At 64.7% G+C, this 24038-nt stretch carries 23 protein-coding genes and 3 pseudogenes; 16 read left to right on the top strand and 10 right to left on the bottom strand.

Annotated features, from left to right (window positions below; translation table 11 throughout):
• The first annotated feature begins 56 nt into the window (after nt 1-56).
• A complete protein-coding gene (locus AC5Y4D_RS06325; RefSeq protein WP_500036737.1) occupies nt 57-1304 on the top strand; it encodes an HNH endonuclease signature motif containing protein in 1248 nt (415 codons plus the stop codon).
• A 539-nt stretch (nt 1305-1843) separates the two neighbouring features.
• Here the strand turns inward: AC5Y4D_RS06325 and AC5Y4D_RS06320 are convergent.
• From AC5Y4D_RS06320 to AC5Y4D_RS06310, 3 genes are all read right to left on the bottom strand, one after another.
• The gene (locus AC5Y4D_RS06320; protein ID WP_500036736.1) at nt 1844-2194 is read right to left on the bottom strand and encodes a type II toxin-antitoxin system PemK/MazF family toxin; all 351 of its coding nucleotides are present in this window, start codon (nt 2192-2194) and stop codon (nt 1844-1846) included.
• Nucleotides 2176-2409, bottom strand: a complete 234-nt coding sequence (locus AC5Y4D_RS06315) for a hypothetical protein (RefSeq protein WP_499945846.1) — start codon at nt 2407-2409, stop codon at nt 2176-2178. The genes AC5Y4D_RS06320 and AC5Y4D_RS06315 overlap by 19 nt, the downstream gene beginning before the upstream one ends.
• Nucleotides 2410-2615: 206 nt before the next feature.
• On the bottom strand, nt 2616-2921 hold the full coding sequence (locus tag AC5Y4D_RS06310; RefSeq protein WP_500036810.1) for a type II toxin-antitoxin system PemK/MazF family toxin: 306 nt from the start codon (nt 2919-2921) through the stop codon (nt 2616-2618).
• 21 nt (nt 2922-2942) lie between these two features.
• Between AC5Y4D_RS06310 and istA the strand changes: the two genes are divergently transcribed.
• The 3 genes and pseudogenes from istA to AC5Y4D_RS06295 form a co-directional block, all read left to right on the top strand.
• Nucleotides 2943-4175 (top strand): IS21 family transposase, encoded by a 1233-nt coding sequence (istA, locus tag AC5Y4D_RS06305; protein ID WP_500036809.1) that lies wholly within the window; start codon nt 2943-2945, stop codon nt 4173-4175.
• Between the two features lie 2 nt (nt 4176-4177).
• Complete coding sequence (gene istB / locus AC5Y4D_RS06300) at nt 4178-4960, top strand: IS21-like element helper ATPase IstB (RefSeq protein WP_499947058.1); 783 nt, start codon at nt 4178-4180, stop codon at nt 4958-4960.
• 302 nt (nt 4961-5262) lie between these two features.
• Nucleotides 5263-5539, top strand: a pseudogene (locus AC5Y4D_RS06295) (integrase core domain-containing protein); the annotation flags it as partial.
• Between the two features lie 93 nt (nt 5540-5632).
• Here AC5Y4D_RS06295 and AC5Y4D_RS06290 read toward each other — a convergent pair.
• From AC5Y4D_RS06290 to AC5Y4D_RS06270, 5 genes are all read right to left on the bottom strand, one after another.
• Nucleotides 5633-7144 carry a multicopper oxidase family protein gene (locus AC5Y4D_RS06290; protein ID WP_500036735.1) on the bottom strand — a complete coding sequence of 504 codons (1512 nt, stop codon included), beginning with the start codon at nt 7142-7144 and terminating at the stop codon, nt 5633-5635.
• A 154-nt stretch (nt 7145-7298) separates the two neighbouring features.
• Nucleotides 7299-8585, bottom strand: a complete 1287-nt coding sequence (locus AC5Y4D_RS06285; protein ID WP_500036734.1) for an MFS transporter — start codon at nt 8583-8585, stop codon at nt 7299-7301.
• Nucleotides 8585-9679: a PLP-dependent cysteine synthase family protein gene (locus AC5Y4D_RS06280; protein ID WP_500036808.1), complete on the bottom strand. Its 1095-nt coding sequence runs from the start codon at nt 9677-9679 to the stop codon at nt 8585-8587. The genes AC5Y4D_RS06285 and AC5Y4D_RS06280 overlap by 1 nt, the downstream gene beginning before the upstream one ends.
• Nucleotides 9680-9860: 181 nt before the next feature.
• Nucleotides 9861-10232, bottom strand: coding sequence for a putative copper homeostasis (lipo)protein LpqS (gene lpqS / locus AC5Y4D_RS06275; RefSeq protein WP_500036733.1), 372 nt, complete (start codon nt 10230-10232; stop codon nt 9861-9863).
• 308 nt (nt 10233-10540) lie between these two features.
• On the bottom strand, nt 10541-10735 hold the full coding sequence (locus tag AC5Y4D_RS06270) for a PPW family C-terminal domain-containing PPE protein (RefSeq protein WP_500036732.1): 195 nt from the start codon (nt 10733-10735) through the stop codon (nt 10541-10543).
• Between the two features lie 195 nt (nt 10736-10930).
• On the opposite strand from AC5Y4D_RS06270, the gene lpqS (AC5Y4D_RS06265) reads away from it, so the two are divergent.
• The 5 genes and pseudogenes from lpqS (AC5Y4D_RS06265) to AC5Y4D_RS06245 all read left to right on the top strand — a co-directional run bounded on the left by lpqS (AC5Y4D_RS06265) (nt 10931) and on the right by AC5Y4D_RS06245 (nt 15244).
• Nucleotides 10931-11383, top strand: coding sequence for a putative copper homeostasis (lipo)protein LpqS (gene lpqS, locus AC5Y4D_RS06265; protein ID WP_500036731.1), 453 nt, complete (start codon nt 10931-10933; stop codon nt 11381-11383).
• Nucleotides 11384-11776: 393 nt separating this feature from the next.
• Nucleotides 11777-12076, top strand: a complete 300-nt coding sequence (locus AC5Y4D_RS06260; RefSeq protein ID WP_500036730.1) for a PE family protein — start codon at nt 11777-11779, stop codon at nt 12074-12076.
• A 27-nt stretch (nt 12077-12103) separates the two neighbouring features.
• Entirely contained in the window at nt 12104-13255 is a 1152-nt protein-coding gene (locus tag AC5Y4D_RS06255) for a PPE family protein (protein WP_500036729.1), read from the top strand.
• Nucleotides 13256-13584: 329 nt separating this feature from the next.
• The gene (lpqS, locus tag AC5Y4D_RS06250) at nt 13585-13932 is read left to right on the top strand and encodes a putative copper homeostasis (lipo)protein LpqS (RefSeq protein WP_500036728.1); all 348 of its coding nucleotides are present in this window, start codon (nt 13585-13587) and stop codon (nt 13930-13932) included.
• A gap of 291 nt (nt 13933-14223) precedes the next feature.
• Nucleotides 14224-15244: pseudogene (locus AC5Y4D_RS06245) on the top strand (PLP-dependent cysteine synthase family protein).
• A 65-nt stretch (nt 15245-15309) separates the two neighbouring features.
• Here the strand turns inward: AC5Y4D_RS06245 and AC5Y4D_RS06240 are convergent.
• A complete protein-coding gene (locus tag AC5Y4D_RS06240; protein ID WP_500036727.1) occupies nt 15310-18144 on the bottom strand; it encodes an MMPL/RND family transporter in 2835 nt (944 codons plus the stop codon).
• Complete coding sequence (locus tag AC5Y4D_RS06235) at nt 18141-18506, bottom strand: MmpS family transport accessory protein (protein WP_500036807.1); 366 nt, start codon at nt 18504-18506, stop codon at nt 18141-18143. Before AC5Y4D_RS06235 ends, AC5Y4D_RS06240 begins: the two co-directional genes overlap by 4 nt.
• Before the next feature lie 450 nt (nt 18507-18956).
• Between AC5Y4D_RS06235 and AC5Y4D_RS06230 the strand changes: the two genes are divergently transcribed.
• The 7 genes and pseudogenes from AC5Y4D_RS06230 to AC5Y4D_RS06200 form a co-directional block, all read left to right on the top strand.
• Nucleotides 18957-19262 (top strand): metal-sensitive transcriptional regulator, encoded by a 306-nt coding sequence (locus tag AC5Y4D_RS06230; RefSeq protein ID WP_500036726.1) that lies wholly within the window; start codon nt 18957-18959, stop codon nt 19260-19262.
• A 31-nt stretch (nt 19263-19293) separates the two neighbouring features.
• A complete protein-coding gene (locus tag AC5Y4D_RS06225) occupies nt 19294-19920 on the top strand; it encodes a mycothiol-dependent nitroreductase Rv2466c family protein (RefSeq protein WP_500036725.1) in 627 nt (208 codons plus the stop codon).
• Between the two features lie 206 nt (nt 19921-20126).
• Nucleotides 20127-21290 (top strand): NAD(P)/FAD-dependent oxidoreductase, encoded by a 1164-nt coding sequence (locus AC5Y4D_RS06220; RefSeq protein WP_500036724.1) that lies wholly within the window; start codon nt 20127-20129, stop codon nt 21288-21290.
• Nucleotides 21291-21467: 177 nt separating this feature from the next.
• Entirely contained in the window at nt 21468-21644 is a 177-nt protein-coding gene (locus AC5Y4D_RS06215; protein WP_500036723.1) for a hypothetical protein, read from the top strand.
• Between the two features lie 181 nt (nt 21645-21825).
• On the top strand, nt 21826-22596 hold the full coding sequence (locus AC5Y4D_RS06210) for a helix-turn-helix domain-containing protein (protein ID WP_500036806.1): 771 nt from the start codon (nt 21826-21828) through the stop codon (nt 22594-22596).
• Nucleotides 22597-22643: 47 nt separating this feature from the next.
• Nucleotides 22644-23588, top strand: coding sequence for a sterol desaturase family protein (locus AC5Y4D_RS06205; RefSeq protein ID WP_500036722.1), 945 nt, complete (start codon nt 22644-22646; stop codon nt 23586-23588).
• Nucleotides 23589-23630: 42 nt separating this feature from the next.
• Nucleotides 23631-24025: pseudogene (locus AC5Y4D_RS06200) on the top strand (ArsR/SmtB family transcription factor); the annotation flags it as partial.
• Nucleotides 24026-24038: the final 13 nt, after the last annotated feature.

Raw genomic sequence — 24038 nt, 5'->3', positions numbered from 1 at the left:
GGCGCCACTAGATTGCGCGGTCCGAACTTGTCATACCCCGCTGCGATGATGAGGTCATGTCGTCGTCTCCCGTCGTGACTCCGCGTGAGCGTCTGGATACGTTGGTCGAGGAACTGGCGGAGTTGGCCGGTCAGCGCAACGCCATCGATGGGCGCGTGGTGGAGATCGTGGCCGAGATGGAGCGCGACGAGTTGTGCGGGGCCACCGGTGCGCGTTCGGTGGCGGCGTTCGTGGGCTGGAAGCTGGCTTTGTCTTCGGCGACCGCGCACACGCTCACCACGGTGGCGCGCCGGCTCGAGGAGTTCCCGCGCTGCGCCCAAGGGATGCGGGAGGGACGGCTGTCGCTGGATCAGGTCGGGGTGATTGCCGCGCGCGCCGGGGAAGGATCCGACGAGCACTATGCGCAGTTGGCAGCGGTGGCCACGGTCGGCCAGTTACGCACCGCGGTCAAGCTCGAACCGCGCCCCGAGCCCGAGCCCGCACCCGAGCCGACGCGACCGGAGATCACCAAGACCTGCGATGAGCGGTTCACCTGCTGGCGGATCAAACTGCCGCACTTGGATGCGGCGACATTTGACGCCGCGCTGACCGCGCATCGGGAAGCACTGGTCACCGAATGGAAAAACGACCACAGCGACGGCGACCCCGATCTGCGCCCGCCGCTGCCCGGTAACGGAGAGGCGTTTATGCGGCTGGTCGAGGCCGGCTGGGACACCGAGGCCGCCCGCCGTCCGCATGGGCAGCACACCACCGTTGTGGTGCACGTCGATGTCGCGCAGCGCGCCGCCGCTCTGCATCTGGGGCCGCTGCTCAGCGAGGCTGAACGCCAGTATCTGAGTTGTGACGCCACCTGCGAGGTGTGGTTCGAACGCGACGGCGAGCCCATCGGCGCGGGCCGCACGACTCGGGTGATCAATCGGCGGCTGCGCCGGGCGCTGGAGCACCGCCATCCCACCTGTGCGGTGCCCGGGTGCGGGGCCACCCGGGGTCTGCATGCCCATCACCTTCGCCATTGGGAAGACGGCGGGCCTACCGAGCTTTTCAACCTGGTGCTCGTGTGCCCCTATCACCACCGGGCCCATCACCGCGGGTTGATCACCCTCACCGGACCCGCCGACAGTCTGGTGGTCACCGACAGTGACGGGCGGGCGCTGAGCTCGGGATCCCTGGCGCGTCCGCCCAACGAGCCTCCGCCCGACGTCCCGCCGTGGCGGGGGCCCCACGGCGAACGCGCCGACTGGTGGTGGTACCAACCCTACGAACCACCGGGCACCGCAACAGAAGCTAAGCAGGCTGAGACTTAGCGACGACGCGCTGACCACGATTCGTTGTTATCTGATCTCCAGGAGCGTCTTGGCGGCTGTGGCCCAATAACCCAGCGCTGTAACGCAATTCGTCACGGTGACGAAATAAAAGTGGAGGGCGGCGGCGCCTGCGCAGGACCGGCGCGGGTCATCCGGTGCGTTGCGAGGCCGCCGCAGCCAGACTGTCGCACTCTGATGACGACGGAAGGGTGACGCCCGGCCATTGGCGGCTGCGGATTGAGACAGTCGGCGACGCAGGCCGTCGCACTCTGATGACACGGAAGGGTGATGCCCGGCCGTTGGCGGCTGCGGATTGAGACCGTCGGCGACGCAGGCGGTAGAGCTCAGTTGGCTCTGCGCCAAGCTGTGGGTTGCACGGCAGCAGTCCAGTGGCGAATCTTCAGGCATTGCAGGACAACTCCATCGTCCGCCCACGTAGTCGATTTGCCGATAAGCGACATTATGTCAACTAACTACGTCCTATTGCACTGCACCCCAATTGTTTTCATTCGACGACGCGCTATTCCGAGGGCTGGGCATCACAGATCTAGGACGAAGCGCAGTGCTTGGTTGATGGCTTGTATCTGTTCTGGACTAATCATTCCCTGGCGAGCTGACAGTCGTTCGACGGAGACCACCCGCAGTTGGTTGCAGCGCGCGTAGGAAGTGTGGCCCAACCCGGTGCTCGCTGGCTCAAGTTCGACGTGGCTTCGCAGGCCGTAACCAGTGGTCGTGATCGGGACGACGACTACTAAACCGCCCGGTCCGTTGTTGAGAATGTCGACCGACACCACCACCGCCGGTCGGCGAAAGGCTGGCTCGTGTCCGGCTGGCTGGCCGAGATCGACGTGGTAGACCTCCCCTCGCCAGATCAAGCCAGTGCGTCCCACTCGTGACGCTCGGCCAGGTATTGCTCCCACAGTTCGGGGTCGTTGCGCAGGCGCTGGTAATCCCCATTGAGCCCGCGCAGGAATTCCTGCCTCTCCAAGGCGTCGATGGCTGCGTGCACGACGTCGACAACAGCGGTTTGACGAGCCTTGGCTAGAGATTGCAGCCGCTCAGAATCGGAACGGCGGACTCGGACAGTTGTGGTTTCTGCTGCCATAAAGCCAGTGTAGATGAATTGTAGACATAGGCATGGCGGCAGGCTTCGAGTGCTACCGACCCGTGCTCTCCTGCTTGGGCAGGACGACGCCCAGATTCCAGATCTAGGACTCGGTGGCGATCGCTGGCTTGCCCCGGTGAGGAATACGGCGAGATCAAATATGGCGGGTTACCGGTAAAGCTCGCCGCGTTGCGCTGCGGCAGCGCTCAAAGATCGAGGACGATGCGCAACGCCGCATCAACGCGGCGCATCTCGTCGAAGCTGAGGAACCCGATGCTCCTGCCGAGTCGGCCTGGGTCGACCGCCGCGGCCTGCTCAGCAAGCACCCGGGTATTCACGCCACCGATCTGAACCTCGGGACGGAAGCTTGCGGCACGGGCCGACGTAGACGTTGGCGCAACCAGCCACGTTGACAGAGGCAGCTGATCTGACTGGACGACGACGGCGTAGCGGGTGTTAACGACGGTTGAAAACCCGGCCAGTCGCGACGGTTGAAAAGTAGGCCACCCAATCAGATTGGATGGGTGATCTCTTTGGAAGACTGGGCTTTGATCCGGCATCTTTACCGCAGCGAGGGTTTGTCTCAGCGGGCCATTGCACGCCAGCTCGGCATCGCGCGTGACACGGTGGCCGCGGCGCTGGCCAACGATGGGCCGCCGAAGTATCAGCGGGCCTTGACGCCGTCGGCGATCAGTGAGGTGGAGCCGCGGATGCGGGCGTTGCTGTCGGCTTACCCGACGATGTCAGCGACGGTGCTGGCCGAGCGGGTGGGGTGGGCGGGTTCGATCTCGTGGTTCCGGGAGCGGGTCCGAGCGATCCGCCCGGAGTACCTGCCTGCTGATCCGGTGGATCGCCTCGAGCATCTGCCGGGGCGAGCGATGCAGTGCGACCTGTGGTTCCCGGCACCCAGGATCGCGGTCGGGTTCGGCCAAGAAGCGATGCTGCCGGTGTTGGTGATGGTCGCGGCGTTCTCCCGGTTCATCGCTGCGGTGATGCTGCCTTCACGTCAGACGATGGATTTGGTGGCCGGGATGTGGCAGCTGCTCTCGGGCAGCTTCGCTGCAGTGCCTCATGAGTTGTGGTGGGACAACGAGGCCGGGATCGGGCGCCGCGGCCGGTTGACCGATGCGGTCACGGCGTTGATGGGCACGCTGGGTTCGCGTCTGGTGCAACTCAAACCCTATGACCCTGAATCCAAGGGCATCGTGGAGCGAGCCAACCGCTATCTGGAGACCTCGTTTCTGCCCGGGCGCAGCTTCGCTTCACCGGCAGACTTCAATGCTCAACTGGGGCAATGGCTTCCGATCGCCAACGCTCGTCGGGTGCGAGTCTTGGATGGTCGTCCGGTGGACTTCCTCGACGCCGACCGAGCCCAGATGCTGGGCCTGCCGCCGGTAGCGCCGGTCACCGAGACGCTGACCTCGATGCGGCTGGGGCGTGACTACTACGTGCGGGTGGCCGGCAACGACTACTCCGTGGACCCGAGCGCGATCGGTCAACTCGTCGAGGTGAGCACCACCTTGACTCAGGTGGTGGTGACCCGGGCGGGGCGCGTACTGGCGGCCCATGACCGCTGCTGGGCGAGGCGACAAACCCTGACCGACCCCACCCACGTCGCGACAGCTGCAGCGTTACGTCAACAGTTCCAAACCGGCCCACCACCGGCGGCAGGTGATCACCCGGTGCGTGATCTGGCCGACTACGACCGCGCGTTCGGTGTCGACTTCACCAGCAACACAGTCACTTCCGATGGTGAGGTGGCGTGATGATGGCCGAGGATCCGATCAAATCCGTCCTGCACTACGCCCAGGCCCTCAAGGCGCCACGCATCCGCGACTCCGCTGCCCGACTGGCTGAGCAAGCCCGCGACGCCAACTGGACTCATGAGGAGTACCTGGCGGCAGTGCTGTCCCGGGAAGTCGCGGCCCGCGAGGCCTCCGGTGCGGCGACCCGCATCCGCTCGGCGGGATTCCCCACCCGCAAGTCGTTGGAGGACTTCAACTTCGATCACCAACCGGCACTTAACCGGGACATGATCGCCCACCTGGGCACGGGTGCGTTCCTGGCCAAGTCCCGCAACGTGGTGCTGCTCGGCCCACCGGGAACCGGCAAGACCCACCTAGCCATCGGATTGGCCATCAAAGCCGCCCAGACCGGACACCGCATCGCCTTCGCCACCGCAGTGGACTGGGTCGCTCGCCTCAAAGCCGCCCACAACGCCGGCCGACTGCCCGCCGAGCTAGCCAAACTGCGCCGCATCGGTCTGCTCGTCGTCGACGAGGTCGGCTACATACCCTTCGAACAGGACGCGGCCAACCTGTTCTTCCAACTAGTCTCCAGCCGCTACGAACACGCCTCACTGATCCTGACCTCGAACCTGCCCTTCGCCCGCTGGGGCGACGTGTTCGGAGACCAAGTCGTGGCCGCCGCGATGATCGACCGCATCGTCCACCACGCCGACGTCCTGACCCTCAAAGGCTCCAGCTACCGACTCAAGGACACCGGAATCGACACCCTGCCCTCCGCCAGAGCCGACAACACGGCACAATAACCACCGACCACGTGGCCTACTTTTCACCGTCGCTTCTGGCCTAGTTTTCGACCGTCGTCAACAAGTCGTTGCGTGACCCTTCCTGCCAGGTGTTCAGGCAGGACGGGTCACCAATGGCATGACTTAAAACAAGCGCTGGCGGGCATGCGTCGGCCCAGATTGTCCGCAGAGCTTGTCGAAGGCAACAGACTCCTCGCGTGCGGCTAGGAACTCGACGAGGTGTGTGCCGGCTTCCGGATTCGCTGGGCCGATGTGGCATCGCTTTCATGCCCATTACCGAGGCATGAGAGCCAAAGACTCGAGACGGCGCAAAGTTTGTGGCGCAGGCCCTCGACGATTGGTGCCGGTTCAAGGGCGGCGGTTCGCCAAAACGGCGATCCGCGGCGCGCCGCGGCAGAACGCCCGGTTCGGGTGGTTCAACGGCCGACTATGCGACGAATTGCTCAACTCGTGGCGATTTCGACTCGCTGCGGGAAGCCCGCGTGATCATCCAAGACGGGCGCTGCGACTGCAACGCCAACAGGCCCCACTCCGCTTCACGGCGAACTAACTCAACCGAATTCGCCCCTGCGGCGGACCACGATGCGTGACTACCGCCAAAGCCGCGCGGGATGGCACGGCTCCATCAGTAGGTTCCAAGCTGGTGAAAGGCCCCGGGTACCGCGCCAGTTGTTAGGTTGTGTAGGCGGTGTAGGTCAGGCTGGTCATCATGCCGGCTTCCTGGTGGTAGGCGTTGTGGCAGTGGATCATCCAAGTGCCGGGATTGTCGGCGACCAGCACGGCGCCGAGCTTTTGGTGGGGCAGCACGATGACGGTGTCTTTGCGTGCCCCGAGGCTGCCGTCGGGCTTGATCATCTGAAAGGTGTGACCGTGCAGATGCATAGGGTGGTACATCGTCGTGGAGTTGGTGAAGTTCAGCATGGCCCGCTGTCCCTGTTTGATGGTCAGGGGCGGGTCGTTCGGATAGGACTTGCCGTTGATCGACCAGTCGTACTTCATCATCGAACCGGTCAGTTCCAGAGCGAGGTTCACCTCGGATTGTGACGATCCCAAGCTGGCAGACGGTGTGGCGGTGAACATCTCGACGGTACCGACTCGGCCGTTGAGTTGGTGCGGCTGAAAGTTGACGTCGGGCGGGCTGCCGGCAGCGGTCTTCAGCAGCGCGCGCCCCGGGGTCGCCTTCTTGCCTTCGGGTATCGCCACCAGCGGGAAGACCCCGTCGCCGGCGGTGACGATGACGTCGTAGCGTTCGGCCATGCCCAGCAACAGGGCGTCGGTGTCGGTCGGCACGACCGGGAAACCGTCGGTGTGTGTCACCGTCATGACGTGGCCTGCCAGGGCCACGCGGAAGGCGGTGTCGGCGCCGGCATTGATGATGCGAAGGCGGATGCGCTGACCCGGTTTGGCGTCGAAGGTGGTCGGCGCTGCCGGAACCCGCCCGTTGACCAGGTAGTAGGGATAGTCGACGTCGCCGGAGTCTCCGCCGAGCAGGGCACTGCTACCCACCGCAGTCATCGCGGGCATCTCCTGCTGCCCGGGCCCCTGGGCTGGCATATGGGAACCTTTGACCTCGTCATAGATTTGTTGAGGATTTCTGGCGATTCCGTCGGTCCAATCGTCGAGGACGACAATCCATTCGGCGTCGTAGCGTCCCGGATCGGCCGGGTCGTCGATGATGACCGGCAGGTACAGCCCGTAATCGGTCTGCACACCGACATGTGGGTGAGCCCAGTAAGTCCCGGGGTGAGGCGACGAAAACCGGTAGGTGAAGTCGCTGTCAGGTGCGATATTGGGGGTGACCGGGAAGACGCCGTCCATATCGTTGCGCAGCGCGATGCCGTGCCAATGCACCGAGGTAGCGTTGCCGAGCCGGTTTCTGACCGTCACCGCCAGTTCGTCGCCGACATTGGCGCGGATCGGTGCACCGGGCAGGGCGTCGCCGTAGGCGAGTGTGCCCGCGATAGGGCCGCCGAGGTCGATCGACGCCGGTTGCGCAGTCACAGTAGCGGTTACGGTGCGCCCGGTGTGCGGTCGGCCCTTTTCGGCGGCAGCGATGGCCTGCCCCAGGGTGGGTGCGGAACTGATTCGTCCACACGCCGCCACTGCCAAGCCGGCTCCGCCGGCGACCGCGGCGGTGAGGAACGTCCGCCGGTCGAGTGGAAAGTCATTCCACGCTTCATTCACCACACGTTTTCCTTCGCTTCGTACCTATCGAACAGACTGCTTTTGCTAGAGCGCCGGCGCCCGTCGCGAAAGTGGTGTCGTTGAGCCGACGGGCCGATGAGATCGTTACTCGCATCTTTGTGCCCGAGCAGTGTCGTGCTCAAGATCGTCCCGGCTAAGTGTCGGGGGAGTGTTGGGCGTCGCTCTGTCCGGTCGCGTTTCTTCGGCTGCCTGGGGGCTGTAGGTGATGATTGCGGTCGAGGAAGTGCAAGGCCACCGCGGCGGTGACACCGACGAGAAATAGTCCTGCCCAGACGAGTTCGCCGGCTCCCAACTGTCGCGCTGCTCCCATGGCCCAGCCGGTGGCCAAGTTGCCGCCCAGAATTCCTACCCCGACGATGGTGTTGTAGAACCCGTAGTGGGTGCCCATGAGTCGGCCTCCGGCCAGGGCCATCACGGTGTCCATTTCGAACGGGAACACCGCCGCAGAGCCGACGGCGAGCATGGCTGCTGACACCAGCAGCGCGGTGACCGCCGCGATGATCCCGAACCGGGAACTGTCGGGGATGACTACCAGCGGCAAGAACGAGGCTCCCAGGATGATCAGGCCGATCGCCAGGCTGCGGCCGGGACCCCACCGTGCGGCGAACCAGCGGGTGATGCGCAGCTGTCCAGCGACCGCCACCAGTCCTGAAACGACGAAAATCGCTGCCACCAAAACCGTTTGGTAGCGCTTTGTCAACAGGGCTGCCTGCAGAGGAAGGGCGAGATAGACCTGGAACGACAACACGTAGGAGCCGGTCATCGCCATGGCGAACAGCAGGAAGGACCGGTTGCCGATGACGACGCGCCAGTCATCGAGTATCGATGTTTTCTCCAGCGCCGGATCGGCGGCGTGCTGCGGCAGCGCCAACAACTGTGCCACTGTCAGTACCGCGAAGATGGCGGCCGCGCCCGCCGCGGTGATGCGGAAGTCGATGGCCACCAGCATCACTCCGACCAGCGGGCCCAGCAGAATCCCAGCCTGATAGAAGATGTTGAACACCGCGAACGCTTCGATGCGGCGGTCACCGGAATCGGCGGCCAAATAGGCGCGCACCGCGGGATTGAACAACGCGCCGGCGAAACCGGTGGCCGCTGAGGCGATCACTACGACCGGGAGCGAGTGAGCAACGATCAGTAACGCGAAGCCGCCGGTGCGAAGCAAGCAGCCGGCCACGATTAGCGGCTTGTAGCCGATCCGGTCGGCCAGGGTGCCGCCCACGATGAACATCCCCTGTTGGGAGAAGTTGCGGACACCCAGGACCAGCCCGACCGCCCACCCCGCCAGCCCGAGTGGGCCGGCGAGGTAGGCCGCCAGGTAGGGCATCAACATGTAGAAACCCAGGTTGATGCCGAACTGGTTGACCATCAGCATCCGGCTGGGCCGGTCGAAGCTGCGGAATCGGGTGAGCAGTTCCATCACTGCATCGTTCGGGTCGGGTCCACCACCGTGGCACAGCGGGTCCAGGATGACACCACCTGCTCGGCGGGGTCAGCGATGACGGCCGGCTCCTCGGGGGGCAGGTGATCGAGCAGGCCGTGTCGGCGGCAATAGTCGTCGTTGTAGATGGTGTCGAAATAGCGTTGCGGGCCATCGGGAAACACCGCGGCGATGGTGGTGTCTGCGGGCATGGTGCGTGCGGCCCAGCCGGCGACCAAACCGACCGCACCCACACTCCAGCCGCCGCTGGCGTGGTGGGTGGCCGCCAGGGCGCGCGCGGCCCACACGGCCTCGGCGGGGGCCACCCAGTGCACCTCGTCGAACGCCGGATAGTCGACATTGCGGGGGTAGATGCTCGAGCCCAGACCGCGCATCAGCCGACTGGCCGCGGGTTGGCCGAAGATGGTCGATCCGACGGTGTCCACCCCGATCACCCGCAGATCGGGGTTGGCCTGGCGCAGCACCCGTGCCACACCGGCCGAATGCCCCCCCGTACCCACAGAGCACACCAGCACGTCGATGTGGCCGAGCTGGTCGAGCAGCTCAAGCGCCAGCGGCCCGTAGGCGTCGATGTTTTCGGGGTTGTTGTACTGGTTGGGGCACCACGCATCAGGGTCGGCGGCCAGTAGCTGGGCGATGCGGTCTTTGCGGGCTTGCTGCCAGCCGCCGACCGGGTGCGCCTCGGTGACCAGATCGACCACGGCGCCATAGGCGCGCAACATGTTTTGCACGATGGGTTCCATGCCCGGGTCGGTGACCACCGTGACCGGGTGCCGATACACCATGCCGGCCAGCGCCAGCCCCAATCCCAGTGACCCGCTGGTGGATTCCACTATGCGGGCTCCCGGGCGCAGTTCATCGCGGGCGCGGGCGCGCTCCACCATGTGCAGCGCGGGCCGGTCTTTCATGCTGCCGCCGGGGTTGAAACCTTCTAGCTTGGCCCAAAATCCGCGGTCGGCGGCAGTCAACGGCTCCGAGATCCGCAACACCGGGGTGTTGCCGACCAGCCCGGCTGGCTGGCGGTGATTACCCAGAGCGGGATGGCAATGTCCAGCGCTGGGTGGGCGGTTCACCACAGCCAACGACCGGGAACTGCACGACAGACGGGATTCCAACGAAGAGGTCAAAGAACGAGAGTTGTTGTTATTCATTGTGATCGTCGCTTTCTAGCGCGAGGCCGCAGGGCGCGGCCGTTGACACGGGCAGCGGCCACCGGCCGTCGTGACAACGCACAAGCGGCCTGGCGCTAACCAATCAGCGACGAGACAAGCACAACCGCGTCAACAGATCTTGACCGGTCACCACAGCGGCAAGCCCACGCGGCGGACTGCGCCCGGCCAACGTCGCGTGCCGCCAAAACACACCGACAGCGGCTACCGCCACCATCACACAAAGGGCCGCCACCGTGGGGGCTGGCGAATTGGGTACCACCGCGGCCAGCAACGCCTCATGGTGACCACCCGATGACGGATGACCCAGATGTGCGTGATCGCTGTCGATCGTGGGTTTACCACTGTGCGAACTCACCGACACGTGCGCGGGATGAGATGCCGGTGACTCAGACCGCACCACAGCGTGCCCCTGGACCAGCACCCACATCGCGACCGCCGCGACAACAGCAGCCACCGCTGCAATAAATAGCCACTGCGGCCGTCGGCACAGGTCTTTTGCTCTCACAACATCTGTAGGGTAGCAGCGCCCACTGCGGACTGACGCCGACATGAGTTGGCGCTGCACCCCCATCCTCCGCTGCGTTTGGGTGATGCGACCAGGCAGCGCGTATCGCGCGTCCGGCGTCGCCATCGTGTACCCCATACCCCCTGAGGGTACTCGTCGTCGAATGTTTCGGCAAGAGCGCGGCAAGCATCGCCGCCAGGGCCGCGAAACGCTCTCGGTGCATCCCTGAAGATGCCCGCAAAACAGGGTGATCCTCGTCAGGCGTCCGCGCCCCTATCCTGCGCGGAAATCCCCATTCCAGGTGCCGGCTTCAACGGAATGCGCGGCCCGGCGCCGAACCCGTCTTCGGTCAGCGTCGTCAGTCCCGCTGCGGCACTAGCGCCTCGCTGAGTCCCGGCGAAACCCCGTTGCAGCTCCCAGTTTTGACGCCCACGCCGCGGGCTCCTCGGCACTGCCGGCCTCCGCTGTGCGTTTTTCCGGGCAGTAGATCGCCGCTTGCTTGGCGACCAAGCCCAGGTCAGCTACCAAGTGGCCGAAGTCCTTGATGCCGGTGCCCAAACCAGACCCACACCGGTATCTGTCACCGTCAGAGGCGCGGCGCATGGTGGCAGAGCCGCGGTGGGGCCCGTGGTGTACCCTATGCGGGTATGAGAAACATCCGATTGTGGTCGGATGATCGAGATGTTGTAGCGGCACGTCGACCGCTGAGGTTGCGGTTGGCTGTCGGCTTGGCGACCGCGGTCGCGGGACTGGCGATTCTTGGCCATTGCGTAGCTGTGCGGACTCCTTCTTTGCCCTCGTATGCAGGGCAGCCGCTGTCGTCGACAAGGCTTCCTGCGGCGCTCGGTGCGGGCGCGGATCAGCCGTATTTAGCCCAAGTGCTGCCGGTGTGCAAGGCGTCCAAGCTATTCGCCGTTGATGCGATACCGAAGTCGGCAGTCACGACGTTACTCGCACTTGGCATTGGTTTGGTGGCACTCGCGTTTGGGGGATGGCTGGCTCAGCTAGTGGTACCGGCTGGGCGGAGCCCTCCCGTTGCGCCGGTTGCCATTCTTGCCGGTAGAGACCTTCTGACTCGGTACTGCCTAGCTCGCCGCTGACTGGTCAGCGTCAGGTTGTGGGGCTCTGCCACCACGGCCCGTGACTTGATCCACGTCAATTGCCGTAGTACGTGTCGCGGCCTGACCCAAGCGACGATCTCATGAGCATTCAACGTCCGGTGACCTTTCTCGCCATATTAATCTCTCCGACCTGCGTAGCTGCTGGCGCCTCAGTCAGGCGGCGAGGCATTCCAGCGTCCGTCGAGGCCGATCCGGCTGTGCCTCTCAGGGCGCTGCCATGCGCCAGTCGCTACCGCTCGTGCGCGGTCATCTGGGAGAAGTCGCCGGCTCATCGACTGGCTGAAACCACCAGCAGTTCAACGACATACAAAGTCAGGCCACGCGCGCTATCGAGTTACGAACGCGTCGGCGGTTGAAAAGGGAGACAAACACATGTCTTTTGTGACAACAGATCCAGAAGCGCTGGCGTCGGTGGCAGGTGATCTGCAGATCATCGGTGTAGCGGTGGGAGCCACAAATGCGGCTGTCACAGCCCCGACGGTCGGGGTGTGCCCAGCGGCCGCTGACGAGATTTCGGCGCTAACGGCGACCCAATTCGCCGCCTACGCGCAGCTGTACCAATTTGTTGCTGCTCAGGCCACAGCCGTTCATGACCAATTTGTCGCCGCCTTGGCGACCAGCGCGGGTTCCTATGCCGCTACCGAGGCTGCTAACGCCGCCGCGACCGGCTAAAGCGACCACAATCGAAGGGATACGCGAATGGATTTCGGTGCGCTCCCGCCGGAAGTCAACTCCGCCAGAATGTATTCGGGTCCCGGGTCGGGACCGATGCTGGCTGCCGCGGCCGGCTGGGATGAGCTGGCAGTCGAATTGAGTTCGGCGGCAACGTCTTACGCAGCGGCGATCTCCCGATTGACTGCCCTGTCCTGGCAGGGTCCGGCGGCGACCTGGATGGCGTCTGCAGCAGCGCCGTATGTGGCGTGGATGTACATGACCGCCACCGGGGCCGAGCAGGCGGCCGGCCAGGCCCGGGCTGCGGCGGCGGCTTATGCGGCGGCGTTCGCGGCAACCGTGCCGCCACCGGTGATCGCGGCCAACCGCAGCCTGCTGATGTCGCTGGTGGCAACAAACATTTTCGGGCAGAACACCCCAGCTATCGCGGCCACCGAGGCCCAGTACGCCGAGATGTGGGCTCAAGATGCGATGGCGATGTACGGCTATGCCGGCTCGTCGGCGGCCGCGTCGACGTTAACGCCGTTCACCGCGCCGCAGCATATCACCAATCCGAGCGGGCTGGCGGCGCAGGGTGCAGTTGTCGCCCAGGTCACCGGTGGTGCGGCGGTAACGGATACGCAAGCGGCACTCACGCAGCTGACGTCCTCGCTACCTACGGCACTGCAGGGACTCGCCTCGCCCCTCTCGTTTAGTTCGGTGTCCTCGGCGCTCAGTGCGATGAACCCGGGGCTGTCAACGATAAGTTCCACCGCGTGGATCGCCAGTGCGGGGTTGTCGACGGGGGAGAAGCTCAAGGGCTTGCTCGGCTCGGCTACCGCTGGATTAACACCGGCTGTTGCTGACGGGCTGGGTTCGGGGGCGCTGGGGTCCCAGGTTGCGGGATTGGCGGGGGTTAGCGGTCCCAGTGCGGCAGTCTCGGCGGGCATGGGGCAGGCGGGATTGGTGGGGACGTTATCGGTGCCGCCAAGCTGGACCACCGCCGTGCCGGCCAGAGCGGCCGCGGGACTCGCAGGCACCAGTTTGGGCGCCGCCCCGGCCGCCGACGCAGCCGGGCCGGGCATGTTGGGCGGGCTGCCATTGGCGGGTGCAGCCGAACGCGGCGCCGCCGGTATCGTGCCCGATGCTCGGTTCTTGGAACGCCCCCCGATGGTGCCTCGCTGGTCGAGCCTCGGATAGCTGATAAGTGTCAGGCTCGTGCATGAATGCGAAGACAGAGAAGGCGAGAACCCGCAGATCAACGCGAAAGCGAACCGAGGCCGTGTCCGGTTGCCACGACAGAACCCAACCCGTACCCTATAGGGGTATGAGGTTACTCGGGAAACGGACGGTTCCGTCTCCGACTACCCCGCCGAGCCTCACCGCCTGTGATATGTGGACATTTGACGGCCGATCAACGGGTACGCGGTCCACGCCATCCCGCGCAACCCTCGGGCATTGCTCTGCGCCGCTACGCTTCAGACATTCTGCGGGCGAGCAGCGCACCCTGGCGGTCGCGGTGGCGACTGGTGGTTGCCGCGGCTAGCGCGGTGTTCTTACTGGCCCTGATCGACCACGCCGCAATGCTGCATTCCGAGACTCACCGGTCCCACCACCACTCACATGCGCTGCTGCCCGCAGTGGGCGGGGCATTCACCGCCGACGCCGACCACACTCATTTTTTCCATGGGTCGTTGACCGAATTTCACGACGCGTTGGCATCTGTCGTGTTGCCGCGGGCAGCAACCACATTGGTGGAACTCGGCGTGGCAGTGGCGGTGTTCGTGATCACCGCTGCGCAGGCCTGTCTGATAGCGCCATTCGTGCGAGGGCCGCCCAAAGTCCCGCGCGCCGCCTCGCCGGGCAAGACCTCTTGACGCGCTTTTGCCTGACTCGTCGCTGATCGATCAGCGTCAGGTCGTAGTGCTCTGCACGACGACCGGTGACCGCTGACCGACGTCCAATGCCGCCAATCTGCGGCGCACCTGGGAAAGCGATGATCAATGACCAACCTCTTGTCCGTAGCAGCTTGTGAACGCTTCGAGCCGTCGAGTGATGCTGCGAAATTGCACCGCAACTGGGGCTTGACCTCGGGCCTGCGCAACGTGCGGGAACTCAACTCTGCTGGGCGCGGCGTCACCGCCGGTAGGCACCGCAAGACCGCCAGCCTGGTAGGTAATACACCGGTGTTGTGGATTTCAGACCCTTTTGGTGACGATGGCCGCGGGTTTTGGGCCAAGTTTGAAGGCGCTAATCCCGGTGGATTGAAAGACCGCCCGGCCTTGCACATGGTGGAACGCGCGCGAGCCCGCGGCGACTTGCGCCCAGGCGCCCAGATTGTCGAATCCACCAGCGGCACTTTGGGCCTGGGTCTCGCGCTAGCGGGGCAGGTACACGACCATCCGGTGACGTTGGTTACCGACCCCGGCATGGAACCGATCGTGCAACAGATGCTGGCCGCGTACGGGGTGCGCATCGACATCGTCACCGAGCCGCATCCCCGCGGGGGATGGCAGCAGGCCCGCAACGACCGGGTGGCCGAACTACTGGCCGCAGATCCGCACGCGTGGAATCCCGACCAATACAACAACCCCGACAACGTCGACAGCTACCAGTCGATGGCGCTGGAACTGCTCGACCAACTCGGAAGCATCGATGTCCTGGTCTGCTCGGTGGGTACCTGTGGTCACTCGGCCGGCGCGCGTGCTGCGCCAAGCCAACCCCGACCTCAAGCTGATCGGTGTGGATACCATTGGCTCGACAATCTTTGGACAACCAGCTGCCGCCAAGCGGTTAATGCGCGGCCTGGGATCAAGCAGCTATCCCCGCAACGTCGACTATCCGGCGTTCGCCGAGGCGCACTGGGTAGCGCCAGCCGAAGCGGTGTGGGCGTGCCGCACACTGGCACGCAACTACTACACCAGCGGGGGATGGAGTGTGGGCGCGGTGGCGCTGGTCGCCGGTTGGGCGGCCCGCACCCACCGTCGCGGCACCACGATTGCTGCGGTATTCCCCGATGGTCCGCTGCGCTACTTCGACACCATCTACAACGACGATTACTGCCGCGAGCACGATTTGCTGACCGAGGTCACGCCGAGCCAACCCGCGGTCATCAGAGACCCGACTGAAACGGTGGTCCAATCCTGGACGCGGTGCACCACGGTGGTCGACCCATCCTTCGTCCGGTAGAGGCTTTCGCACGGTCCAGATTCCCCGGGCCTTGGGAAGCCAAAGATCCCCGGGTGGCTAACCAGCTAAAGCGGCCCAAAACCCCGAAGCACCAGGCTGGCCGGGCGCGGGCGCACTTGCAGCGGCCACCAGAACCAGCGCCCGAGGAGCGCCGCGGTAGACGGCGTCATCAGCGAGCGGACAATCAGGGTGTCGAACAGCAGCCCTAGGCCGATGGTGCTGCCGGCTTGGCCGATGGAGCGCAGGTCACTGGCGACCATGGACATCATAGTGAAGGCGAATACCAGGCCCGCAGCGGTAACCACCCCGCCGGTGCTGCCCATGGAGCGGATGATGCCAGTCTTTAGTCCCGCGCGGATTTCTTCCTGGAATCGCGAGATCAGCAGCAGGTTGTAATCCGACCCGACGGCCAGCAGGATGATCAGTCCGAACACCGGTGCGATCCAGTTCAACTCCAGGCCGAAGATGTATTGCCAGACCAGCACGGACAGCCCGAAGGCGGCGCCCAGGGACAGCAGGACGGTACCGACGATCGCCACCGAAGCAACCAAAGCCCGGGTGATGATCAGCATGACAACAAAGATCAGCGTCAGCGCCGCTAATCCCACGATCAGCAGGTCATATCGCATGCCGGTTTGGATATCGTTGTACACCGCCGCCGTCCCGGCGAGGTAGAACCTGGCGTCGGTCAGGGCTGTTCCCTTCACCGCTTGATGCGCGGCGCCCAGTTCCGGCTTGACCGCAGCGATACCTGCCGGAGTGGCCGGGTCCGTGTCGTGGGTGATGATGAAGCGCGCGGCCTTGCCGTCGGGCGACAGGAAAAGTTTCATGCCGCGCTGGAAGTCGGGATTGTCGAACGCTTCCGGCGGCAGGTAGAAGTAGTCGCCACCTTTCGAGTCGTCGAAGGCCTGGCCCATCGCGCTGGCGGTGTCGGTCATGCGAGCCATTTGGGTGATGAGCCCCAGAAAGCTACTGTGCATGGTCAACAGGGTCCCGCGCATCGACTTTGAGACAGCGATGATCGGGGGGAACTGTGCGCGCATTTGCGGCAGCACCGCATCAATATTGTTCACGTCTTCTACAAGCGCATTTATGTTGTCGCTGAATTTGTCGGAGGTGTCGAGCGCGTCGAACATCGATCTCACCGCCCAGCAGACGGGGATGTTGAAGCAGTGCTGTTCCCAGTAAAAGTAGTTGCGAACGGGCCGCGCGACATCATCGAAATCCGCCAGATGGTCTCTTAATTCGTCGGCGGTGGCCTTCGCCTCCTGCAGGTCACCGACCATGTGATGTGTGCTGGCAGCCATCTGGCCCAGCAGGTCATACATCCGCTCCATGGACCCGATCATGGCACCGAGGTCCTCGCTCATCGTGAGCATGTCGGCTGCACGGTCTTTCATGAACTGCAGGTTCTGTTGTATCGGAATCGACTGCGCACTGATTTGGAAAGGTATCGACGTGTGTTCGATTGGGCCTCCCAACGGCCGGGTGATGCTTTGTACCATCGCGATACCGGGTGTGCGGAAGACCTCTTTGGCGATCCTGTCCAAAATGATCATGTCGCCCGGGTTCCGCATGTCGTGATCACCGTCGATCATGAGGATGTCGGGATTCATTGTGGCGGCGCTGAAGTGGCGCTCCGCGGCCGCATATCCGACGTTTGATGGCAGGGTGCGAGGTATGTAGAAGCGGTCGTTGTAGCTGATCTTCATGCTCGGCATGAGGAGGATGCCGACGACGGCGGTGGCCAACGAAACCGCGAGCACCGGACCGGGCCAGCGCACGGTGGCGGTGCCGATGCGCCGCCAGCCGTGAACTTTGACGATACGTTTCGCGTCGAGCAGGCCGAACCGGCTGGCCACAGCGACAACGGCCGGGGCCACGGTCAGTGCCCCCGCGACCACGATGAGCAGCCCCAGCGCGGAAGGAATGCCCAGCGCTTTGAAGTACGCCAGGCGCGCCAAGTGCAGGCAGAACGTTGCTCCAGCGATCGTCAGGCCAGAGCCCAAGATGATGTGCAAGGTGCCGCGGAACATCGTGTAATAGGCCGTTTCCCGGTCTTCACCGGCCTGACGAGCCTCCTGGTACCGGCCGATGAGAAATATCGCGTAGTCGGTGCCCGCCGCGATGGCCAGCGACGACAGCATGGCGACGACGAACGTGGAAAATCCCAGCAGGTCATAGTTGCCTAGGATCGCGACGACTCCTCTGGCCGTGCCCATTTCGAAACCAACCATGACCAGCACGAGCAGCACCGTGCTGATGGAACGATAGGTGATGAAGAGCATGATCATGATGACCAGGCCCGTCACCCCCATCATGGTGAGCATGCTTTTGTCGGCTGCATCGTTCATGTCCGTTGTGAGCGCTGCGGGGCCGGTGACGTAGACCTTGAGCCCGTTGGGCGGCGCTGACTCGTCGACGATGTCTCGGACCGCGTTGACGGACTCGTTTCCCAAGGTGCTGCCCTGGTTGCCTGCCAGATTGAGTTGGACGTACGCGGCTTTGCCGTCCCGGCTTTGGACACCAGCGGCCGTGAGCGGATCTCCCCACACGTTTTGGACATGCTGAATGTGTTTGGGGTCGGCCTGCAGCTTCCTGACCAGGCCGTCGTAATGGCGGTGCGCCGCCTCGCCGAGTTCGTTGTCGCTTTCCAGAACAACCATCACAATGCTGTCGGAATCGGACTCGCGGAACTCCTGGCCGATACGTTTCGCGGCGATCATTGACGGCGCATCTTGCGGCGACATCGTGACCGCATGGTTTCGCGCGACCGATTCGATCGGCGGCACAACAACGTTCACGGCGACGGTCAAAAGAAACCAGGCCAGGATGATCGGCACCGCAAACCTGCGGACTGCCCGCATGTACCTTGAGCCACGGTCGTTGTCGGCGTTCATGCGGCCTTCACCAGGCAGAAGGTCTGGGCATGATGCCCGGCCGCGGATCGTTGGTCCTTCACGTCACCGTTGACGGTGATGCGACAACCGATACTGTCGCTGTTGCCCTGTGCCACCACGTTGGCGATAACCGCCGGTATCGTCGTCGTGATTGTGTAAGTCCAGGGCAGGCTGGTGAAGCTCGCATCCTTCGGCTGGGCATTGCTGTTCAGATAGCTCACGCTTCCTTGAGTGTCGCCGGGCCCGAAAACCTCGTACGTCACCTGCTTGGGATTGAAGGGCACGAGCGGTTCGGCATCGCTTCCGGTCGCGGAAAAGATTTTGTCGGAGCCAAAAACACCGCGGAGCCGCTCGACGCCCATCCCACCCACAGCAACGGCCGCCACAACCACGAGCGGCACCCAAACACGCTTAAAAATGCTCAGAATTGGAGTATCCCCTTCGCTCGTGGCCCGCCCTTGTCGGTGCGTCGTGGTCCATGCCCGACGTCACCGCCTCGCAGGGCTTGTTGCGTGCGTGCTGGACGGCTTCCCGAGAGGCAGGCCGCTTCGCCGACGTCGCTCAGCAGTTGCGCGCTTCGGTGCCCCGGTAACCCGCGCCCGAACCCGGGAGAGCCATACCCGCACAAGTTGAGGCCTGACATCCGCATCCCACAGCAAACCTCCCTTCATACCCAGGGGGGTATGGCAACTGAAGAGTTCAACACCTCCTTGCGGCGGCACGGCTCCCGGCGCGGGGTGATCGAGCACCTGCTGACACCGCTGACCGGTCATACGGCATTGATACCATACCGGGTATGGTATGATGGAATCATGACCAACAACACGAGTGGGCAGGCGCCGCAGACCCCGGCTCACGCCAGCGCCGACATCGAGGCCACGCTCAACCGGTTACGCCGAGCCCACGGCCAGCTGGGCGGCGTCATCGCGATGATCGAGCAGGGCCGCAACTGCAAAGACGTCGTCACCCAGCTCGCGGCCGTATCCAAGGCACTCGATCGCGCCGGCTTCAAAATCATCGCCACCGGTTTACGGGGCTGCCTCGATCAGTCCGGCGCCGACGGGGCTCCGGCATTGACCATCGACGAGTTGGAGAAGTTGTTCCTCAGCCTGGCCTAGCGGCCTCGGCAGGTGAGAAGGGAATCAGACCATGACGAACACCATTGACAAGCCAAAACATTCAGGCATACCCGCAGTGACAATGTGGTTCGACCCGGTGTGCCCCTACTCGTGGAACACCGCCCGCTGGCTCCACCGCGCTGCCCTCGAACTCGGATTCGACATCGACTGGCAGCTCGCAAGTCTGGCGATCCTCAACGAGGGACGCGAGCTGGCACCGCCTCAGCAGACGCGGATGGCCGACTCTGCCCGCGTCGGGCGGCTAATGGCCGCCATCCAACGCGAAAAGGGGACAGCGGGCTTGCAGGCCGCGTACTTCACCTTCGGCCAGCACTACTTCACCCAGCCGCCCGGCACTATCCACGACGGCCTGATCCAGGACGTCCTGAGCGCGGCGGGCGCCCGCGAAACCACCGCCCGCGTGCTCTCTGATGCATCGCTTGATGCACTGCTGCAGCACTCTCACCGGGCTGGTCAAGACGCGCTCGGCGAACCCGGCGGCAGCCCCATCCTGTCCATCAACGATCACGCGTTTTTCGGTCCGGTGCTGACCGCCGTGCCGCCGGCCGAACAGACCACCGCCCTGTTCGACGCTATCGCCACCCTGGCCGCCACCGCCCCATTCGCCCAGCTGCAACGGCCGCGCGCCGCCGCGTAACTACCCCTTCAGGAAAAGGCACACGCCGATGGGTCATTGCGTGCGATGCCGCCTCTGCGACAAACCACGTGGTCGGGATGCGAAGCACACACCGACGCGGTCAAACGCAGCGTGCCCGCGGACCAAGTGGCGCCGCGGCCACCGCCACACCGAAACCCCGGCGAACCGCCGAGGGCTGTTCAGAAAGAAAGAAGGTAGACAACGCAATGAAGACGCATCAGCATCTGGTCATACTCGGCGCCGGGATCGGTGGCCTCAGTGTCATCAAAGAACTCGCCGAGTCGGCTTCCGGGACCGATTTCGCCATCACGATCATCGACGACGACTTCTCTCATTTCCTCGGATTCACCTTGCCATGGGTGATGCGCGGCTGGCGCGCGGAGGACAGCGTCGCCATCCGTCCCGACGCCGACGCACTGCGAGGGGTCCGCACCGTCACCGGTTCGGTCCGTCACATCGATCCGACCGCACGCACGGTCACCCTCGAGGATTCGACTGTCATCGCCTTCGACGCATTGGTGATCGCCACGGGCGCACGCAATGCGGTCGACAAGATCCCGGGACTGCAAGAAGCCCTCGACGCCGGGACAGCGGTGCACTACTACAGCCCCCACGCCGCCGCCGACGCGCACCGCGCCCTGCAGAACTTCACCGGCGGCAAGGTCGTGTTCCTGGTCACTTCGGCCCCCTACCGCTGCCCCGTCGCCCCGTACGAGGGGGCTCTGCTCGCCGCTGACCTGCTACGCGACAACGGATCCCGCGACGCCACACACATCAGTGTGTACAGCCCCGAGCAGCAACCCATGCCCTCAGCCGGACCCTACGCCGGCCAGGAACTCATCACGATGCTCGCCGCCAACGGCATCGACTTTCACGGCGAACACAGCGTGGCCCGCGTCGACGGCGACAAGCGGCGCATCGAATTCCAGGACGGCACCACCGTCGACTTCGATCTGCTGGTTTTCATCCCGCCGCACGAACCCGCAGTCACCCTCGACGGACCCGGCTGGATCAGCGTCGACGCGACCACGATGCAAACCGCGCATCCCGGCGTCTTCGCCATCGGCGATGGGAGCGCCGTCATCTCCCCCTCGGGGCGACCCCTGCCTAAGGCCGCGATCTTCGCAAAAAACGGTGCCAAGGCCGCCGCCGAGAACGTCTTGCGCTACCTGGGCAAGACCAATCACGCGAACTCACTGTCCGGCGAGGGCTACTGCTACATCGACACCGGGGCGCACACATCCGCCCTGGGCAAAGGCGACTTCTTCTCCCTGCCCCACCCCGCAATCCACCTCACCGCACCCTCGGTCGAACTGCACGAGAACAAACGGCAGGAAGAAGACGACTGGCGCACCCTGTGGAGCCGGTAGGTGGGGCGATCGACGGCGTGGGCGGTGACTTTCTGAAAGTAGAACCGTCTTCCGGGGGCGAGCACCCCGGCGGCTTCGGCCACCGCGGCCGCCGGTCGGGATGTGATGGGATGTTGCCGAAGTCGAGCACCGCATCGTGGTTGCTGTCGCCGGCTTTCAGGGCAGCCCGAAACTGCCGTGGGCCAGGTTTACCCGGTCGCCTTGGGAGGCGAGCCGCTGGCGGCCCCGTTGGATCATCGCCGGGTCCAGATCGAGGGCGTCGATCCGCGCGGCGCCAAAGCGCTGCAAGCCGTAACCGGATCAGCAGCCGATTTCGAGGGCTGTGCTGCCCCGGGGGCCGCCGGCACCTCGTAGAGGCGTTGCAGCCACCGTCAACGTGGCGAGTTGATCAGGGGCGTCTCCGCCCGATTCATCAACACCGAAGGCTCTTCCCCTCTGCCCGGAACCGATCACCCCGGTGTCGACAAGCATCGGGTGACAGCGGTGGCATCGCCCTTAATCGATCATTACCAAACGCTAGAATCGTTCGGTGGCGATGAATGGGCGCGCCGGCGATGGTGCCGCTGAACCGCGGTGGGGCGGGGCGGCGCTGCTGCGCCCGGGGGTGTTGGCCTTCACCGGATCGATCGGCACTACCGATGCTCACGCCCACCACGCCGTGCAGATCATGACCGCCACAACGGCTTTCACGGTCGTTGACCAGGACGGCGCACGGCACACCGGCACCAAGGTTGTCGTGCCCGGCGATGCCCCACACTGGATCGAGGCTGGCGCCGACGAGGGCACGGTGGTGTTCCTCGACCTAGAATCCGCGCCAGGACGATCCGCCCACCTGCGTGCGGCCCGTTTCGGGTGGACCGTCGCCCCGGCCCTCGCCCTCGCACCACAACGACCGCTTGTCGCTGTGGTTGACGAGCTTGTCGCGCACCTGGCGCCTGCCAGGGCCGGAGGCGACGTGGCGCCGCGCCACCCGGCGGTCGATCATGCGTTGCAACTGCTACCCGACCTCGTGGCGACAGGCCCGGTCAGCGGCACGGAAATCGCTGCCGAGGTCGGCCTTTCGGCGAGCCGGCTGACACATCTGTTCACCGAACAGGTCGGCATCCCGCTACGCCGCTACGTGTTGTGGTCACGGCTGCAGATCGCAATCGACCGGGTGCAGGCCGGCGATGACCTGACCGGCGCAGCCCACGGTGCGGGGTTCGCTGACAGCGCCCATCTCACCCGCACCACCCGCGATATGTTCGGCTTGGCGCCCTCGGTGCTGAGCCGGCACGTGTCCTGGGAGCTCCCTACCAGCGGTTAGCCGAATCGTTCAAGCCTCACCACGGGCAGGGCGCCGACCATCGATTCATGAGCACGAGTGCTTCCTCGACATCGACCCCCACCCCCGTTCAGGCGGTGGCCCGCTACGGTTACGTGCCGTTTATGCTGATCGGCCTCAACGGCGCTGGCATCGCCCTGACCGCAGCCGGGGCACCGAAAGTCTGGTTGCTGGTCGTTCTGACGGTCGCGATCACGACCTCGTTTCTGGTCGAGCGGATCATCCCGTACGACCGCGACTGGAACCGTGACTGCGCCGACAGCATCCGCGACCGGATCCACGCCGCGGTCAATGAAACCCTGATCCTGGCCAGCGTGGCGGCCATCCCGCTGCTGGCCGCGCTCGTTCCGGCACCGCAGCTGTGGCCACACAGCTGGCCATTCGTCCTGCAGGTCCTTGCCGCTATTCTGATCGCCGACCTCGGCATCACCGTCGTGCACCTGGCCAGCCACAAGATCGGCGTGCTGTGGCGCTTCCACGCCGTGCACCACAGCATCACACGCTTCTACGGCCTCAACGGACTGATGAAACACCCCCTGCACCAAACCGTCGAAATGGCCGCCGGCGTCGCCCCACTCATTGTGGTCGGCCTACCGGTCAGCGTCGCCTCCGCCCTGGCCCTGGGCGTCGCGATCCAGCTGCTGCTGCAGCACTCCAACGCCGACTACCGCATCGGACCCGTCAAGTACATCCTCGCCCTCAATGAAGGCCACCGCTTCCACCACCTGAAATGGGCGGGCGTAGGCGACGTCAACTTCGGACTGTTCACCCTGCTGTGGGATCACCTCATGCGCACCTACTCCTACGACTCAATCCGCCGCTTCGACTCCACTCAACTGGGCATGGCCGCCAAACCCAACTACCCGAGCAGCTACCTGCGCCAGATGGTCTACCCGTTCACCCACGGCGGCGGCTGCGCCCTCACACCGACCCCCGTCGCGTCCGCCGTTACAGGCGCGGACGCCAGGATCTGATCCTGGCTCGAAATATCGCTGCTGGCCGGCTATCATCCCCCGATGGCGATTAGTAGGTCGGACGCCTGCCTTGCCGGCAGCAGCGCTGGGACCTCCTTGAACCTCGATGCCGCGGTGGCGCTATTCCACAGCCTCTCCGACTCCGCCCGGCTGGCGATCGTGCGCCGGCTGGCCGACGGGGAAGTCCGAGTCGTCGACCTGATCGGCGAGCTGAGCTTGGCGCAGTCCACCGTCTCGGCACACGTGGCGTGCCTGCGGGACTGCGGACCGGTCACCGGCCGCCCCGAAGGCCGCCACATGTTCTACTCCCTGACCCGCCCCGAACTGCTCGACCTGCTCGGCTCGGCTGAAACGCTGCTCGCCGCCACCGGCAACGCCGTGGCGCTATGCCCAACTACCGAACTCGCGCCCGCATGAGCGCGACGATCAATACGGAGGTGGTCGATCGAC

It is taken from the genome of Mycobacterium sp. NGS67 (genome assembly GCF_059812185.1).
Note: the sequence above shows the minus strand (reverse complement) of the source record. Positions and strands in the feature narration are given on the sequence as shown.

What these genes read in the sequence shown, in the direction of transcription:
- AC5Y4D_RS06325 (WP_500036737.1), top strand. Translation starts at nt 57, where the DNA reads ATGTCGTCGTCTCCCGTCGTGACTCCGCGTGAGCGTCTGGATACGTTG.
- AC5Y4D_RS06315 (WP_499945846.1), bottom strand. Translation starts at nt 2,409, where the DNA reads ATGGCAGCAGAAACCACAACTGTCCGAGTCCGCCGTTCCGATTCTGAG.
- istB (WP_499947058.1), top strand. Translation starts at nt 4,178, where the DNA reads ATGGCCGAGGATCCGATCAAATCCGTCCTGCACTACGCCCAGGCCCTC.
- AC5Y4D_RS06285 (WP_500036734.1), bottom strand. Translation starts at nt 8,585, where the DNA reads ATGGAACTGCTCACCCGATTCCGCAGCTTCGACCGGCCCAGCCGGATG.
- lpqS (WP_500036731.1), top strand. Translation starts at nt 10,931, where the DNA reads ATGAGAAACATCCGATTGTGGTCGGATGATCGAGATGTTGTAGCGGCA.
- AC5Y4D_RS06260 (WP_500036730.1), top strand. Translation starts at nt 11,777, where the DNA reads ATGTCTTTTGTGACAACAGATCCAGAAGCGCTGGCGTCGGTGGCAGGT.
- AC5Y4D_RS06255 (WP_500036729.1), top strand. Translation starts at nt 12,104, where the DNA reads ATGGATTTCGGTGCGCTCCCGCCGGAAGTCAACTCCGCCAGAATGTAT.
- AC5Y4D_RS06240 (WP_500036727.1), bottom strand. Translation starts at nt 18,144, where the DNA reads ATGAACGCCGACAACGACCGTGGCTCAAGGTACATGCGGGCAGTCCGC.
- AC5Y4D_RS06235 (WP_500036807.1), bottom strand. Translation starts at nt 18,506, where the DNA reads ATGGGCGTCGAGCGGCTCCGCGGTGTTTTTGGCTCCGACAAAATCTTT.
- AC5Y4D_RS06230 (WP_500036726.1), top strand. Translation starts at nt 18,957, where the DNA reads ATGACCAACAACACGAGTGGGCAGGCGCCGCAGACCCCGGCTCACGCC.
- AC5Y4D_RS06225 (WP_500036725.1), top strand. Translation starts at nt 19,294, where the DNA reads ATGACGAACACCATTGACAAGCCAAAACATTCAGGCATACCCGCAGTG.
- AC5Y4D_RS06220 (WP_500036724.1), top strand. Translation starts at nt 20,127, where the DNA reads ATGAAGACGCATCAGCATCTGGTCATACTCGGCGCCGGGATCGGTGGC.
- AC5Y4D_RS06210 (WP_500036806.1), top strand. Translation starts at nt 21,826, where the DNA reads ATGAATGGGCGCGCCGGCGATGGTGCCGCTGAACCGCGGTGGGGCGGG.
- AC5Y4D_RS06205 (WP_500036722.1), top strand. Translation starts at nt 22,644, where the DNA reads ATGAGCACGAGTGCTTCCTCGACATCGACCCCCACCCCCGTTCAGGCG.